Annotated in this window: 9 protein-coding genes; 5 read left to right on the top strand and 4 right to left on the bottom strand. The window is 71.3% G+C overall.

The features are described from left to right. Nucleotides 1-94: 94 nt before the first annotated feature. On the bottom strand, nt 95-1,939 hold the full coding sequence (locus G9272_RS06995; protein WP_171395719.1) for an ABC transporter ATP-binding protein: 1,845 nt from the start codon (nt 1,937-1,939) through the stop codon (nt 95-97). After that, nucleotides 1,936-3,786 carry an ABC transporter transmembrane domain-containing protein gene (locus G9272_RS06990; RefSeq protein WP_171395718.1) on the bottom strand — a complete coding sequence of 617 codons (1,851 nt, stop codon included), beginning with the start codon at nt 3,784-3,786 and terminating at the stop codon, nt 1,936-1,938. The genes G9272_RS06995 and G9272_RS06990 overlap by 4 nt, the downstream gene beginning before the upstream one ends. A gap of 257 nt (nt 3,787-4,043) precedes the next feature. On the opposite strand from G9272_RS06990, the gene G9272_RS06985 reads away from it, so the two are divergent. From G9272_RS06985 to G9272_RS06975, 3 genes are all read left to right on the top strand, one after another. Next, the gene (locus G9272_RS06985) at nt 4,044-4,787 is read left to right on the top strand and encodes a L,D-transpeptidase family protein (RefSeq protein WP_171395717.1); all 744 of its coding nucleotides are present in this window, start codon (nt 4,044-4,046) and stop codon (nt 4,785-4,787) included. A gap of 73 nt (nt 4,788-4,860) precedes the next feature. Further along, complete coding sequence (locus G9272_RS06980; RefSeq protein WP_367398544.1) at nt 4,861-6,513, top strand: peptide-N4-asparagine amidase; 1,653 nt, start codon at nt 4,861-4,863, stop codon at nt 6,511-6,513. Between the two features lie 179 nt (nt 6,514-6,692). Then, complete coding sequence (locus G9272_RS06975; protein WP_171395715.1) at nt 6,693-8,150, top strand: cation:dicarboxylate symporter family transporter; 1,458 nt, start codon at nt 6,693-6,695, stop codon at nt 8,148-8,150. A gap of 79 nt (nt 8,151-8,229) precedes the next feature. On the opposite strand, the gene G9272_RS06970 is transcribed toward G9272_RS06975, so the two are convergent. Further along, a complete protein-coding gene (locus tag G9272_RS06970) occupies nt 8,230-8,745 on the bottom strand; it encodes a MarR family winged helix-turn-helix transcriptional regulator (RefSeq protein ID WP_171395714.1) in 516 nt (171 codons plus the stop codon). 93 nt (nt 8,746-8,838) lie between these two features. On the opposite strand from G9272_RS06970, the gene G9272_RS06965 reads away from it, so the two are divergent. Together G9272_RS06965 and mltG are read left to right on the top strand one after the other, a co-directional pair. Next, a complete protein-coding gene (locus tag G9272_RS06965) occupies nt 8,839-10,641 on the top strand; it encodes an ABC transporter ATP-binding protein (RefSeq protein WP_171395713.1) in 1,803 nt (600 codons plus the stop codon). A 53-nt stretch (nt 10,642-10,694) separates the two neighbouring features. Then, the gene (gene mltG / locus G9272_RS06960; protein ID WP_253267746.1) at nt 10,695-11,648 is read left to right on the top strand and encodes an endolytic transglycosylase MltG; all 954 of its coding nucleotides are present in this window, start codon (nt 10,695-10,697) and stop codon (nt 11,646-11,648) included. 12 nt (nt 11,649-11,660) lie between these two features. On the opposite strand, the gene G9272_RS06955 is transcribed toward mltG, so the two are convergent. Then, entirely contained in the window at nt 11,661-12,737 is a 1,077-nt protein-coding gene (locus G9272_RS06955) for an NAD(P)-binding domain-containing protein (protein ID WP_171395712.1), read from the bottom strand. Nucleotides 12,738-12,794: the final 57 nt, after the last annotated feature.

The raw sequence follows: 12,794 nt of genomic DNA, 5'->3' as shown, positions 1-12,794 counted from the left end.
CACCGGCGCCGGCCGGGGCACCGGCGCCGGCCCAGGCGCCGACGCACTCACGCCTCGCGTCGGCGCCGACCGGTCGCCCCCGCCGTTTCGTTCCTCAGCCGTGCCACGATCGCCAGAGGGCCGCGTACGCCCCGTCCGCCGCGACCAGCTCGGTGTGGCTGCCCAGCTCGCTGATGCGGCCGTTCTCGACGACGGCGATGACGTCGGCGTCGTGGGCGGTGTGCAGCCGGTGGGCGATGGCGACGACGGTCCGGCCGTCCAGGACGCGGGCGAGGGACCGCTCCAGATGGCGGGCGGCACGCGGGTCGAGCAGCGAGGTCGCCTCGTCCAGGACCAGTGTGTGGGGGTCGGCCAGGACCAGCCGGGCCAGGGCGATCTGCTGGGCCTGCGCCGGGGTGAGCGCGACACCGCCGGAGCCGACCTCGGTGTCGAGGCCGTCCGCCAGGGCCCGGGCCCAGCCCTCCGCGTCGACCGCGCCCAGGGCCGCCCACAGCTCGGCGTCCTCGGCGTTCTCGGTGCCCTCCGCGGCAGCCGAGGCCGTCGAGGTCCCCTCGCTCGAGCCGAGTCGCGCGTGGGGGAGGGCGAGCCGGAGGTTGTCGCGCAGGGAGCCCACGAAGACGTGGTGCTCCTGGTTGACCAGCGCCACATGGGAGCGGACCCGTTCCGCGGTCATTCGCGACAGCTCGGCGCCGCCGAGAGTGATCCGGCCGTCGCGCGGCGCGTAGATCCCGGCGAGCAGCCGCCCGAGCGTGGACTTTCCCGCACCCGAGGGTCCGACCAGGGCCAGCCGGGTGCCGGGGGAGACCTCCAGGGTCACCTTGCGCAGCACGTCGACACCCTCCCGGTAGCCGAAATGGACCCGGTCGGCGTGCACGTCGCGTCCGTCCGGCACGAGCCCGGAGTCCCCACCGTCGGGCTCGATGTCACGCACCCCGACGAGGCGGGCCAGCGACACCTGGGCCACCTGGAGCTCGTCGTACCAGCGCAGGATGAGGTTCACCGGGTCGACGAGCATCTGCGCCAGCAGCGCGCCCGTCGTCAGCTGGCCGACCCCGATCCAGCCCTTCAGGACGAACGCCCCGCCGAGCATGAGGACCGAGCCGAGCACCGTGACGTGCACCATGTTGATGACCGGGAACAGCACCGACCGCAGCCACAGCGTGTAGCGCTCCCAGGCGGTCCACTGCCGGATGCGCTGCTCGGAGAGCGCGATGCGGCGGTCGCCCAGCCGATGGGCCTCCACGGTGCGGCCGGCGTCCACGGTCTCGGCGAGGGCGGCGGCCACGGAGGCGTAGCCGGCGGCCTCCGAGCGGTAGCCGGCCGGCGCCCGCTTGAAGTACCAGCGGCACCCGGCCACCAGCAGCGGCACCGCGACCAGGACGGCCGGCGCCAGCGGCGGCGCCGTGACGACGAGCCCGCCGAGCAGCAGCAGCGCCCACATCACGCCGATCGTCAGCTGGGGCACGGCCTCGCGCATCGCGTTGGCCAGCCGGTCGATGTCCGTGGTGATGCGGGACAGCAGGTCGCCCGTCCCGGCACGCTCCAGCACGCCGGGCGGCAGCCGCACCGAGCGTACGAGGAAGTCCTCGCGCAGGTCGGCCAGCATCCGCTCGCCGAGCATCGCGCCGCGCAGCCGCACCTGCCGTACGAAGGCGGCCTGGACGACCAGGGCGAGCACGAACAGCGTCGCGATGAGCCCGAGGTGGAGCTCGCGCGCGCCGTCCGACAGTCGCTCCACGAGGTCGCCGAGCAGCCATGGGCCCACCATCGAGGCGACGGTGGCGACCGTGTTCACGAGCAGGAGGAGCAGAAAGGCGCGGCGGTGCCGGCGCAGGAGTTCGGCCACGTAGGCGCGGACGGTCGCGGGGGCGCCGACGGGCAGCGTGTTCGCCGTCTTCGGTGCCGCCGGGTCGTACGCGGGCGGCGCCACGCCGATCATGCGGTCTCCTCGATCTCTTCGCGTTCGATCTCTGCGAGTCGGTTGTCTTCCAGGTCCTTCAACACACCGCTCAGGGAGGCCTGTTCGTCCTTGTGGGCCTCGCCCAGCGCGGCTTCCTCTTCGGTCTCCCTGGTCACCACGGCCCGGTACCGGGGCTCGGAGCGCAGCAGTTCGCGGTGCAGACCCACCGCGACGGCCTCGCCCTCGTGCACCAGCACGACCCGGTCGGCCCGGTCCAGCAGCAGGGGGGACGAGGTGAACACCACCGTCGTGCGCCCCGCCCGCAGTTCGCGCAGCCCCTCGGCGATCCGTGCCTCGGTGTGCGAGTCGACGGCGGAGGTGGGCTCGTCCAGGACGAGGACCTCGGGGTCCGTGTACAGGGAGCGGGCCAGCGCGAGCCGTTGCCGCTGGCCGCCGGAGAGGGACCGGCCGCGCTCGGTGATCCGGGCGTCCATCGGGTCGTCGGCGTCCAACGAGCCCTGCACGAGTGCGTCGAGGACGTCCCCGCACTGGGCGGCGACCAGCGCCGCACCCGCGTCGACCGCACCCGAGGCGGGTACGTCGAGCAGGTCGCGCAGGGAACCGGACAGCAGCACCGGGTCCTTGTCCTGGACCAGGACTGCGGTGCGCGCGGAGCCCAGCGGCAGTTCGTTCAGCGGGACCCCGCCGAGCAGTACCGAAGGGCTGTCCTCCGAGGGGTGCCCGCCCAGCCGCTCCGCCAGCTGTCCGGCCGCGTCCGGGTCGCCGCACACCACGGCGGTGAGCCGGGCGGTCGGGGCGGTCAGCCCGGTGGCGGGGTCGTACAGGTCGCCCGAGGGGGCGTCGGCCGCGCGCGACCCGCCGATGTCGGTGACCCGCTCCAGGGACAGCACACGGGCGGCGCGTTTGGCCGACGGGCGCGAGAAGGAGTAGGCCATCGCGATCTCCTCGAAGTGCCTGAGGGGATAGGCCAGGACCATGACGGAGCTGTAGACCGTGACCAGTTCGCCGACGGTGATGCGGCCCTCTTGGGCCAGATGGACGCCGTAACAGACGACCGTGATCAGCAGCAGGCCGGGCAGCAGCACCTGGATGGCGCTGATCAACGACCACATGCGGGCGCTGCGCACGGCCGCGTGCCGGACCTCCTGCGAGGCGCCGCGGTAGCGGTCGAGGAACAGTTCCTCGCCGCCGATCCCGCGCAGCACCCGCAGGCCGGCCACGGTGTCCGAGGCGAGTTCGGTGGCGCGTCCGGCTTTCTCGCGCTGGACGTCGGCCCGTCGCGTCGCCGGGGGCAGCAGGGGCAGCACCGCGAGTGCGACGACGGGCAGGCCCACGGCGACCACCACGCCGAGCGCCGGCTGGTAGACGACCAGGCCGACGCAGACCAGCAGGACCGTCAGGGCCGCGGCGGTGAAGCGGGAGACGGCCTCCACGAACCAGCCGATCCTCTCGACGTCACCCGTGGAGACGGACACGACTTCACCGGCCGCGACCCGCCGGGTCAGCGCGGAGCCGAGCTGCGAGGCCTTGCGGGCGAGCAGCTGCTGGACCCGGGCGGCGGCGGTGATCCAGTTGGTGACGGCGGTGCGGTGCAGGAAGGTGTCCCCGATCGCGGTGGCGGCACCGCACAGGGCCATCACGCCGCCGGTGAGGGCGAGCCGGGTACCGGAACGGTCCACGACGGCCTCGATGGCGAACCCGACGCAGAACGGCTGCGCCGAGACGGCGACGAAGTGCAGCAGCCCCCAGGCCAGGGACTTGAGCTGGCCGCCCAGCTGGTTGCGGCCGAGCCACCACAGGAAGCGGGGTCCCGAGCGTGCGTCCGGCACACCCGGGTCGGGGTAAGGAAGGTCTTGGATCTGCATGACGTCCCAGTGGCTCGAGTCACGGGTAGAGGGAGAGGGAGAAAGAGGCGAAGGAGGCGGGGAGGGAGGCGTGGGGGAGGGGCGGACGAACGGGAAGGTCCGCGGGGAGCGGCAACAAACCGTGCAAGGTTCGCGTCGCAGCGTGGTCAAAATCAACCGGTTTTCCATGGCGGCGGCCGGATCCGGCAGCTGTCCGACACAGCCCGGATGTCCGGAACCTGCCGCTGACGCCCGGAAAGTGGTGCGAGCATGGGCCGATGCGACATGGCTATGCGCGGCGCGCGGGAGCCGCGCCGGTGATCTGTGGCCTCCTGCTCGCGGCGTTGTCCGCGTGCGGTGGTGCGGCCGTGCAACACGGGAGTGACGGTACGTCGGGAGCGGGCGGCGGGAGAGGCGGGACCTCGCCGGGCGCCGCCGCGACCACCGGCGTCCCGGGTGTCGGTGACCGGCTGCGACGGCGGATCCCCGCTGTTTCACGCCAGGTTGTGGCGGTGTACGGCGACGGGAAGGACTCCGCGGACGCCACCGTCGTGCTCTACGCCAGAAGGGGACCGGTCTGGGAGCGTGTCCGGAGCTGGCAGGGGCACAACGGCAAGAAGGGCTGGACCGCCGAGCACCACGCCGGCGACAACCGCAGTCCGGTCGGCGTGTTCACGCTCACCGACGCGGGCGGTGTCCTGGCCGATCCCGGTACCAGGCTGCCGTACACGCGGTCCGCCTCCTTCGCGGCGCCGCGCTGGTGGGCGAGGTCGCACTGGCACGACTTCGACTACGTCATCGCCATCGACTACAACCGCGTCAAGGGTGCCCCGCCCGACGACCCGACGCGGCCCGAGGGTGAGGAGAAGGGCGGGGGCATCTGGCTGCACATGGACCACGGCAGCGGTACGTCGGCCTGCGTCAGCCTGTCCAGGGCGGCGATGGAATATCTGCTGCGTACCCTCGACCCGGATCGGCATCCGGTGGTGGTCATGGGGGACAGGGACGCGCTGAAGGCCTAGGCCGTGTCCGGCCTGGCTCTCGCGGCGGAGGCGTCATTGCGGGGAGCGGTCGACTCCCCGTAGAACACCGGCCATGAGAAGTCGGATCATCATGTCCATGCTCACAGGGGCGATCCTCCTGGCGAGCACCGTCCTCGGGAGCGGCGCGGCGCGAGCGGACGCCTCCCCGTCGTCGTCCCCGTCGCCGTCGTCCGCGTCCGCGCCGGTCGAGGTCCCCGCCGAGTTCGGCACCGACTGGCACGACCCCCTCACCGCCGCCCCGCCCGTGGTCAGGCCCCACGCCAAGAGCTGCCAGGTAACCCTCGCCGAGGCGCAGTTCCGCGACTTCACGCCGTATCGCGGCTCGTACACCCCGCCGGACGGCTGCGGCGACCGCTGGAGCAAGGTGGTGCTGCGCCTCGACGGCAAGGTCAAGGGACGGCAGTTCGACCGGCTCGGCTATCTGCACGTCGGCGGGGTGGAGATCTTCCGTACGTCGACGCCCGAGCCGTCGCCCGACGGGATCACGTGGTCCGTCGAGAAGGACGTCACCCGCTACGCCGACACGTTCCGCTCCGTCCGGGACGTGGAGATGCTCATCGGCAACGTCGTCGACGACACCTACACGGGCGTGATCGACGTCAAGGTGACGCTCACCTTCTACGAGGGGAAACCGGCCGCCACCGCCCCCGACCGTGTCCTCACCCTGACCGACGGTCCGGGCGGCACGACCCTCACCACGCCCCGCAACAGCGAACGCGTCGTCGCCGAGGTGTACGCCACCGGCTCCGGCGGCGGGTGCGAGGAGTACTGGTATCTGACCGTGCCCGCGACCGCGCCGTACTCGTGCCGGTCGGACGACGGGCCCTATCGGGAGGTGCAGGTCAAGGTCGACGGCCGACCGGCCGGAATCGCCGCCCCCTTCCCGACCGTCTGGACCGGCGGCTGGTCCAACCCCTTCCTCTGGTACGTGGTTCCGGGCCCCCGGGCCTTCGACATCAAGCCCATCGAATACGACCTGACCCCCTTCGCCGGGATCCTCAACGACGGCCGTGCGCACCGCGTGGAGGTGTCCGTCGTCGGGGTGCCCGAGGGGCAGAGCGGCTGGAGCACGCCCGTCAACGTGCTGGTCTGGCAGGACCCGGGGAAGGCCGTCGTCGGCGGAGGACTCCTGACGCACGATGCGGGTGAACTCACCGACTCCACCACCTACACGCCGGGCACGGAGCACCGCGTCGACACCGAGGGCGGGCACCGGCTGACCGTTGCCGGGTACCTCGACACCTCGCACGGTCGCGTGCGGACCACCGTGACCCGCGCCGTCGCGAACACCTCCGCGCACCGCTGGACCGACGGTGAGACCGTGGACGGCCTCGACGCCTCCTGGACGGACGACGAGTCGGTCACCGTCGACGGCCGCGGACCGGCCCGTACGACGCGCACCCACCGGACCTACACGATGAACGGGACCACCACCGTCGGCGCGGACGACCGGCTCCGCACCGTGCTGACCCTCGGCGACCGGGCCGACTCCGTGACGACCCGGAACGGCCGACGCACGTCGTGGTCACGGCTCGACGACACATACAGGGGTGATGCCACCTTCACCGTCAACGTGCCCCGGGACCAGCGCCATGCCGTCGGTACGACGAGCGAGCGCTATCGGCTGTACGGCTCGGGCGGCTGCTACGACCGACGACTGACCACGGTGCAGGGGGTGCTGACCGAGGATCACGGAGGCTGCTGAGCCGGAACGCGTGCGACGCGTCACTCGTGGCGGGATTTACACAGCGGAAACGCGCAGGTCTCGTGCGCGATCAACGGCACCTTCACAGTGATCGCTACGGAAGCCGCTTTCCGCATCGCAGAAGTTCCGTCAGTCCCCGTCGGGGCTTCTGCGTGCCGCCATCCCCCCAAGGAGTGCCCGTGCCGCCGTCCGTCCCGTCCCTGCCGCGACGCGTCGCACGCATACTGCGTACCTCACTCTTCGCGCAGGTCGCCTGCGCGCTCGTCCTCGGTATCGTCGTCGGAAAGCTGTGGCCCGACGTGGCCACGGATCTCCAACCGCTCGGCGACGGTTTCACCCGGCTCATCAAGACGATCATCTCGCCCCTGGTGTTCTGTGTGGTCGTCGTCGGCATCGCCAAGGCCGGTGACCTGAAGGCCTTCGGCCGGATCGGGCTCAAAGCCCTGATCTGGTTCGAGGTCGCGAGCACGCTCGCCCTGGTCATCGGGCTGCTCGCCGCCAACATCGTCCAGCCCGGCTCGGGGATGAACGTCGACCCGGCCACGCTCGACACCTCGGCGGTCGACGCGAAGACGGGCGGCGGTTCGCTGCCCTCGACGACCGAGTTCGTCGTGAACGCGCTGCCCACCAGCTTCATCGGCGCCTTCGCGGAGAACTCCCTGCTCCAGGTGCTCATCCTGGCCTGCCTGGTGGGCGCCGCGCTGCTGCACCTCGGCCACACCAAGGTGCCGAAGGTCCTGCCGGCCATCGAGCAGGCTCAGGAGATCATCTTCGCGATCGTCGGCTTCGTCATGCGGCTGGCGCCGATCGCCGTGTTCGGGGCGATGGCCGTCCTGATCGGCAACTACGGCCTGGGCGTCATCGAGACCTACGGCAAGCTGATCGTCCTGTGCTACGCGGCCGCCGCCCTGTTCCTCACGCTGCTCGCCGTCGCCCTGCGGCTGGTCACCGGCCTGAGCCTGTGGAAGTTCCTGCGCTACATCCGCGAGGAGATGCTCCTCGCGCTCGGCACCGCCTCCACCGAGTCCGTCATGCCGCGCGTGATGCAGAAGCTGCGCAAGGCCGGCGCACGCGACGACGCCGTGGGCCTGGTGCTGCCCACCGGCTACTCCTTCAACCTCGACGGTGCCTCGCTCTACCTGTCCATCGGCACACTGTTCATCGCCCAGGCGGTGGGGGTGGACCTCAGCCTGGGCCAGCAGATCACCGTGATCCTGGTGCTCATGCTCACCAGCAAGGGCATGGCCGGCATCCCCGGCTCGGCCTTCCTCGCCCTGTCCGCGACCGCCTCCTCGCTGGGCGCCATCCCCGCCGGAGCCGTCGCCCTGCTGCTGGGCGTGGACCGCATCATGGACTCGATGCGCGTCGTCACCAACCTCCTCGGCAACTGCGTGGCGGTCTTCGCCGTCTCCCGCTGGGAGGGCGCGCTCGACCTGGAGCGGGCCAGGAAGGTCCTGGACGGCGAGACCGTCGCCATGCCGGACGAGGAGCCGGACGGCCCCGCGAAGCCGGAGGGGTCCGAGCGGCCGGAAGGCTCCGAGCAGCCGGAGGGTTCGGAGGGTCCGGAAGCGGCGGCCGGGATTCCGGTGGTCGTCTCCGCCGGGCCTGCCAAGGAGACCGCCCCCGAGACCAGTTGAACGGACGGCGCCGACGCAACGGGCCGTGGCCGCCCCTCCAGCAGTACGGAGGGGCGGCCACGGCCCGTTGGCACGAGGTTCAGCAGTTGTGCCCCTGCCCCTGCCCCCGTCCTTGTTCCTGTCCCTGTCTCTGTCCCTGTCCGTGCTTCGGCGTCCGTTCCGGTGTCCCGTCCACCAGTGCGTCCAGCAACCCGCTCAGCACCTGGCGCTCGAGGTCCGTCAGCGGATCGAGGATCTCCTCGGCGGCGGACATCCGCGCGCCCCGTAGCTGCCGCAGGGCCTTGCGGCCGTCCTCCGTGAGCTCGATCCGGATCACCCGCCGGTTGGTGGGGTCCGGCACCCGTCGCACCTTGCCGCTCCCCTCCAGCCCGTCGACCAGGGTCGTGACGGCCCGGGGCACCACCTCGAGCCGCTCGGCGAGGTCGGCCATGCGCGGCGGTGAGTCGCAGTGCGCCAGTGTGCGCAGCAACCGGGCCTGGGCGGGGGTGACGCCGAGCCCGCTCCGCTCCAGATGGTGCTTCTGGATGCGGTGCACCCGGCGCGTGAGCCGCAGCAGCTGCTCGGCGAGCAGACTGTCGGAATCGGGGGTGGTCATACGGGAACAATATCAGGATGCCGTTCATTGTGAGTATAGGTAACAATGAGCTATGCTCCGTCAGTCCTCATCGTCTCACCCTCCGTAGGAGCCATGCCCCGCGACCACATCGACTGGACCCCCTCGCCCGGCACCTCGACCGAACAGCCCCGGCAGGTGCGCCGCATCCTCACGCTCTTCAAGCCCTACCGCGCCCGGCTCGCGGTCGTCGGCCTGCTGGTCGCCGCCGCCTCGCTGGTCACCGTCGCCACCCCGTTCCTCCTGAAGGAGACGCTGGACGTCGCCATTCCCGAGGGGCGCACCGGCCTGCTGAGCCTGCTCGCCCTCGGCATGATCCTCAGCGCCGTCCTGAGCGGTGTCTTCGGCGTCCTTCAGACCCTGATCTCCACGACCGTCGGCCAGCGCGTCATGCACGACCTGCGGACGGCCGTCTACGACCGCCTCCAGCGGATGTCCCTCGCCTTCTTCACGCGCACGCGTACCGGTGAGGTCCAGTCCCGCATCGCCAACGACATCGGCGGCATGCAGGCCACCGTCACCTCCACCGCCACCTCCCTGGTCTCCAACTTCACCAGCGTGGTCGCCACCATCATCGCGATGGTCGCCCTCGACTGGCGGCTGACCGTCGTCTCGCTGCTCCTGCTGCCGGTGTTCGTGTGGATCAGCCGCCGCGTCGGCAACGAACGCAAGAAGATCACCACTCAGCGTCAGAAGCAGATGGCCGCGATGGCCGCCACGGTCACCGAGTCGCTGTCGGTCAGCGGCATCCTGCTCGGCCGCACCATGGGCCGCTCCGACTCCCTCACGCGCGCCTTCTCGGAGGAGTCCGAGCAGCTGGTCGACCTCGAGGTGCGGTCGAACATGGCCGGGCGCTGGCGCATGGCCGTGATCGGGATCGTCATGTCCGCCATGCCGGCGTTCATCTACTGGACCGCGGGCATGACCCTCCAGTTCGGCGGCCCCGATGTCTCCCTCGGCACGATCGTCGCCTTCGTCTCGCTCCAGCAGGGCCTGTTCCGCCCGGCCGTCAGCCTTCTGTCGACCGGTGTGCAGATCCAGACCTCCCTCGCGCTCTTCCAGCGCATCTTCGAGTACCTCGACCTGCCCATCGACATCACCGAGCGCGACAACCCGGTCCGTCTCGACCGGATCAAGGGCGAGGTCCGCTTCGAGGGCGTCACCTTCCGGTACGACGACAAGGGCGGCCCCGTCCTCGACGGCATCGACATCGACGTCCCCGCCGGCGGCAGCCTCGCGGTGGTCGGCCCGACCGGCGCCGGCAAGTCCACGCTGGGCTACCTGGTGCCGCGGCTGTACGACGTGACGGGCGGCCGGGTCACCCTCGACGGCGTCGACGTCCGTGACCTCGACTTCGACACCCTCGCGCGCGCGGTCGGCGTCGTCTCGCAGGAGACGTACCTCTTCCACGCCACGGTCGCCGACAACCTGCGCTTCGCCAAGCCGGACGCCACCGACGAGGAGCTGCACGCGGCTGCGCGGGCGGCGCAGATCCACGACCACATCGCCGCCCTGCCCGACGGCTACGACACGGTCGTCGGCGAGCGTGGCCACCGGTTCTCCGGTGGTGAGAAGCAGCGGCTGGCCATCGCACGCACCATCCTGCGCGACCCGCCGGTGCTGATCCTCGACGAGGCGACCAGCGCCCTCGACACCCGCACGGAACAGGCCGTCCAGGAGGCCATCGACGCCCTCTCGGCCAACCGCACCACGCTCACCATCGCCCATCGGCTGTCCACCATTCGGGGGGCCGACCAGATCGTGGTCCTCGACTCCGGTCAGGCGGCCGAACGGGGCACGCACGAGGAGCTGTTGGAGCGGGACGGGCGGTACGCGGCCCTGGTGCGACGGGATGCCCGCCTGGAGCCGATAAGATGACAGTATGGCAAGTTATGCCGGGTTTGTGACGATGTGAGGGTTACCGTGCCCGCATGCAGATGAACACTCCGCCACGGAGCACGATTCGACTGACGCGCCGGGGCCGTCTCGTCCTCATCGCGACCGGAGCCATCGTGGCCGGCACCGCCGTGGCGGTGCCGCTGCTGAGCCTGGAGAGTCCGAAGGAGAAGCCGAAGCCGGCGACCCTGGTCATCCCGGAGGGCTGGCGCGCGAGCCAGGTCTACGAGGCCGTCGACAAGGCGCTCGCCCTGCCGGCCGGCACCACCAGGAACGCGTTGCCGAAGGCCGGGCTGAAGCTGCCGAACGACGCCGAGGGCAACCCGGAGGGCTACCTCTTCCCGGCGACGTATCCGCTGGACAAGAAGGCGACGCCGCAGACGCTGCTGTCCTACATGGTCGACACCGCCAACAAGAAGTTCAACGGGGCGCCGACGGCGGCCGGCGCCCAGCGCAACGCCATGAACGTCTATCAGGCGGTCACCATCGCCAGCCTCGTGCAGGCCGAGGCCGCCACCAAGGCGGACATGGGCAAGGTGGCCCGGGTCGTGTTCAACCGCCTGGAGCGCGGGATGCCGTTGCAGATGGACTCCACCATCAACTACGCGCTGAACCGCTTCACGTTGACGACGACGGAGAACGACACCCGTGTCGAGAGCCCCTACAACTCCTACCAGCGCATGGGCCTGCCGCCGACGCCGATCGACAGCCCCGGCGAGGAGGCGATGCGGGCGGCCATCAGCCCCACCCCCGGCGACTGGCTGTACTTCGTCACGGTCAAGCCGGGCGACACGCGTTTCACGGCGAGCTACGCGGAACACCAGCGCAACGTCGCCGAGTTCAACCGGAACCAGCAGAGCTCGCAGGGTCCGCAGAGCTCGCAGGGCCCGCCGAGCCCGCAGAGCCCGCAGAGCTCGCAGGGCCCGCAGAGCCCGCTGAACCCGAAGAGCCCGCCGAGCCCGAAGAGCCAGTCGGTGGCGGCCGGGTGACCTGGCGGGGCGTCAGGCGGCGACCGGTTCCTCCGCGAGCAGCCGCCTGATGTCCCGTACGGCCGCGCGGCCGGCCCGGTTGGCGCCGATGGTGCTGGCCGACGGCCCGTAGCCGACGAGATGGATGCGCGGATCGGCGACGGCACGCGTGCCCTCGACCCGGATCCCACCGCCCGGCTCACGCAGCCGCAGCGGCGCGAGATGGTCGATGGCGGCCCGGAACCCGGTCGCCCACAGGATGACATCGGCGGCGACCCGCCGCCCGTCGTCCCACTCCACGCCGTCCGGAGTGATCCGGTCGAACATGGGCAGCCGGTCCAGCACCCCGTCGGCGAGCCCCTGCCGGATCGCGTCGTTGAGCGGCAGTCCCGTCACGGACACCACGCTCTTCGGCGGCAGCCCCTGGCGCACCCGCTCCTCCACGAGCGCGACGGCCGCGCGGCCCGCGCCCTCGTCGAAGGGTCCCTCGCGGAAGACGGGGGGCCGCCGCGTCACCCACGTGGTCTCCGCCGCGTACGGAGCGATCTCCAGCAGGTGCTGGGTACCGGACGCACCACCTCCCACCACGACCACCCGCAGCCCGGCGAACGCCTCGGGACCCGGATACCGCGCGGTGTGCAGTTGCCGGCCGCGGAAGGTCTCCTGGCCGGGATAGCGCGGCCAGAACGGCCGGTCCCAGGTGCCGGTGGCGTTGATCAGGGCCCGCGTGGACCACGTACCGTCGGAGGTCTCGACGAGCAGCCGCCCACCGGTGCCCTCACGCACGGCCCGCACATCGACCGGCCGCCGTACCCGCAGGTCGAAGGCGCGCTCGTAGGCGTCGAAGTACTCGGCGACGACCTCGGACGACGGTCGGGCGGGATCCGCGCCCGTCAGCTCCATGCCGGGCAGCGCGTGCATCCCATGCACCTTGCCGTACGTCAGCGAGGGCCATCTGAACTGCCAGGCACCGCCGGCGGCGGGCGCGTGGTCGAGCACCACGAAGTCGCGCTCCGGCTCGAAACCGCTGCGCCGCAGGTGATAGGCGGCGGCCAGACCCGCTTGGCCGGCGCCTATGACGACCACCTCGACCTCACGCACGTTGTTCACGCATCTACCAACGGAAGGGTCGGCGTGGATCTTCCCGGTTCGGTGGTGAGATCGGGT

This window comes from Streptomyces asoensis, assembly GCF_013085465.1.
GTDB lineage: Bacteria > Actinomycetota > Actinomycetes > Streptomycetales > Streptomycetaceae > Streptomyces > Streptomyces cacaoi_A.
Note: the sequence above shows the minus strand (reverse complement) of the source record. Positions and strands in the feature narration are given on the sequence as shown.

Coding starts and splice junctions, on each gene's coding strand:
- G9272_RS06990 (WP_171395718.1), bottom strand. CDS start 3,786: ATGCAGATCCAAGACCTTCCTTACCCCGACCCGGGTGTGCCGGACGCA.
- G9272_RS06970 (WP_171395714.1), bottom strand. CDS start 8,745: ATGACCACCCCCGATTCCGACAGTCTGCTCGCCGAGCAGCTGCTGCGG.
- G9272_RS06980 (WP_367398544.1), top strand. CDS start 4,861: ATGAGAAGTCGGATCATCATGTCCATGCTCACAGGGGCGATCCTCCTG.
- G9272_RS06995 (WP_171395719.1), bottom strand. CDS start 1,939: ATGATCGGCGTGGCGCCGCCCGCGTACGACCCGGCGGCACCGAAGACG.
- mltG (WP_253267746.1), top strand. CDS start 10,695: ATGCAGATGAACACTCCGCCACGGAGCACGATTCGACTGACGCGCCGG.
- G9272_RS06965 (WP_171395713.1), top strand. CDS start 8,839: ATGCCCCGCGACCACATCGACTGGACCCCCTCGCCCGGCACCTCGACC.
- G9272_RS06985 (WP_171395717.1), top strand. CDS start 4,044: ATGCGACATGGCTATGCGCGGCGCGCGGGAGCCGCGCCGGTGATCTGT.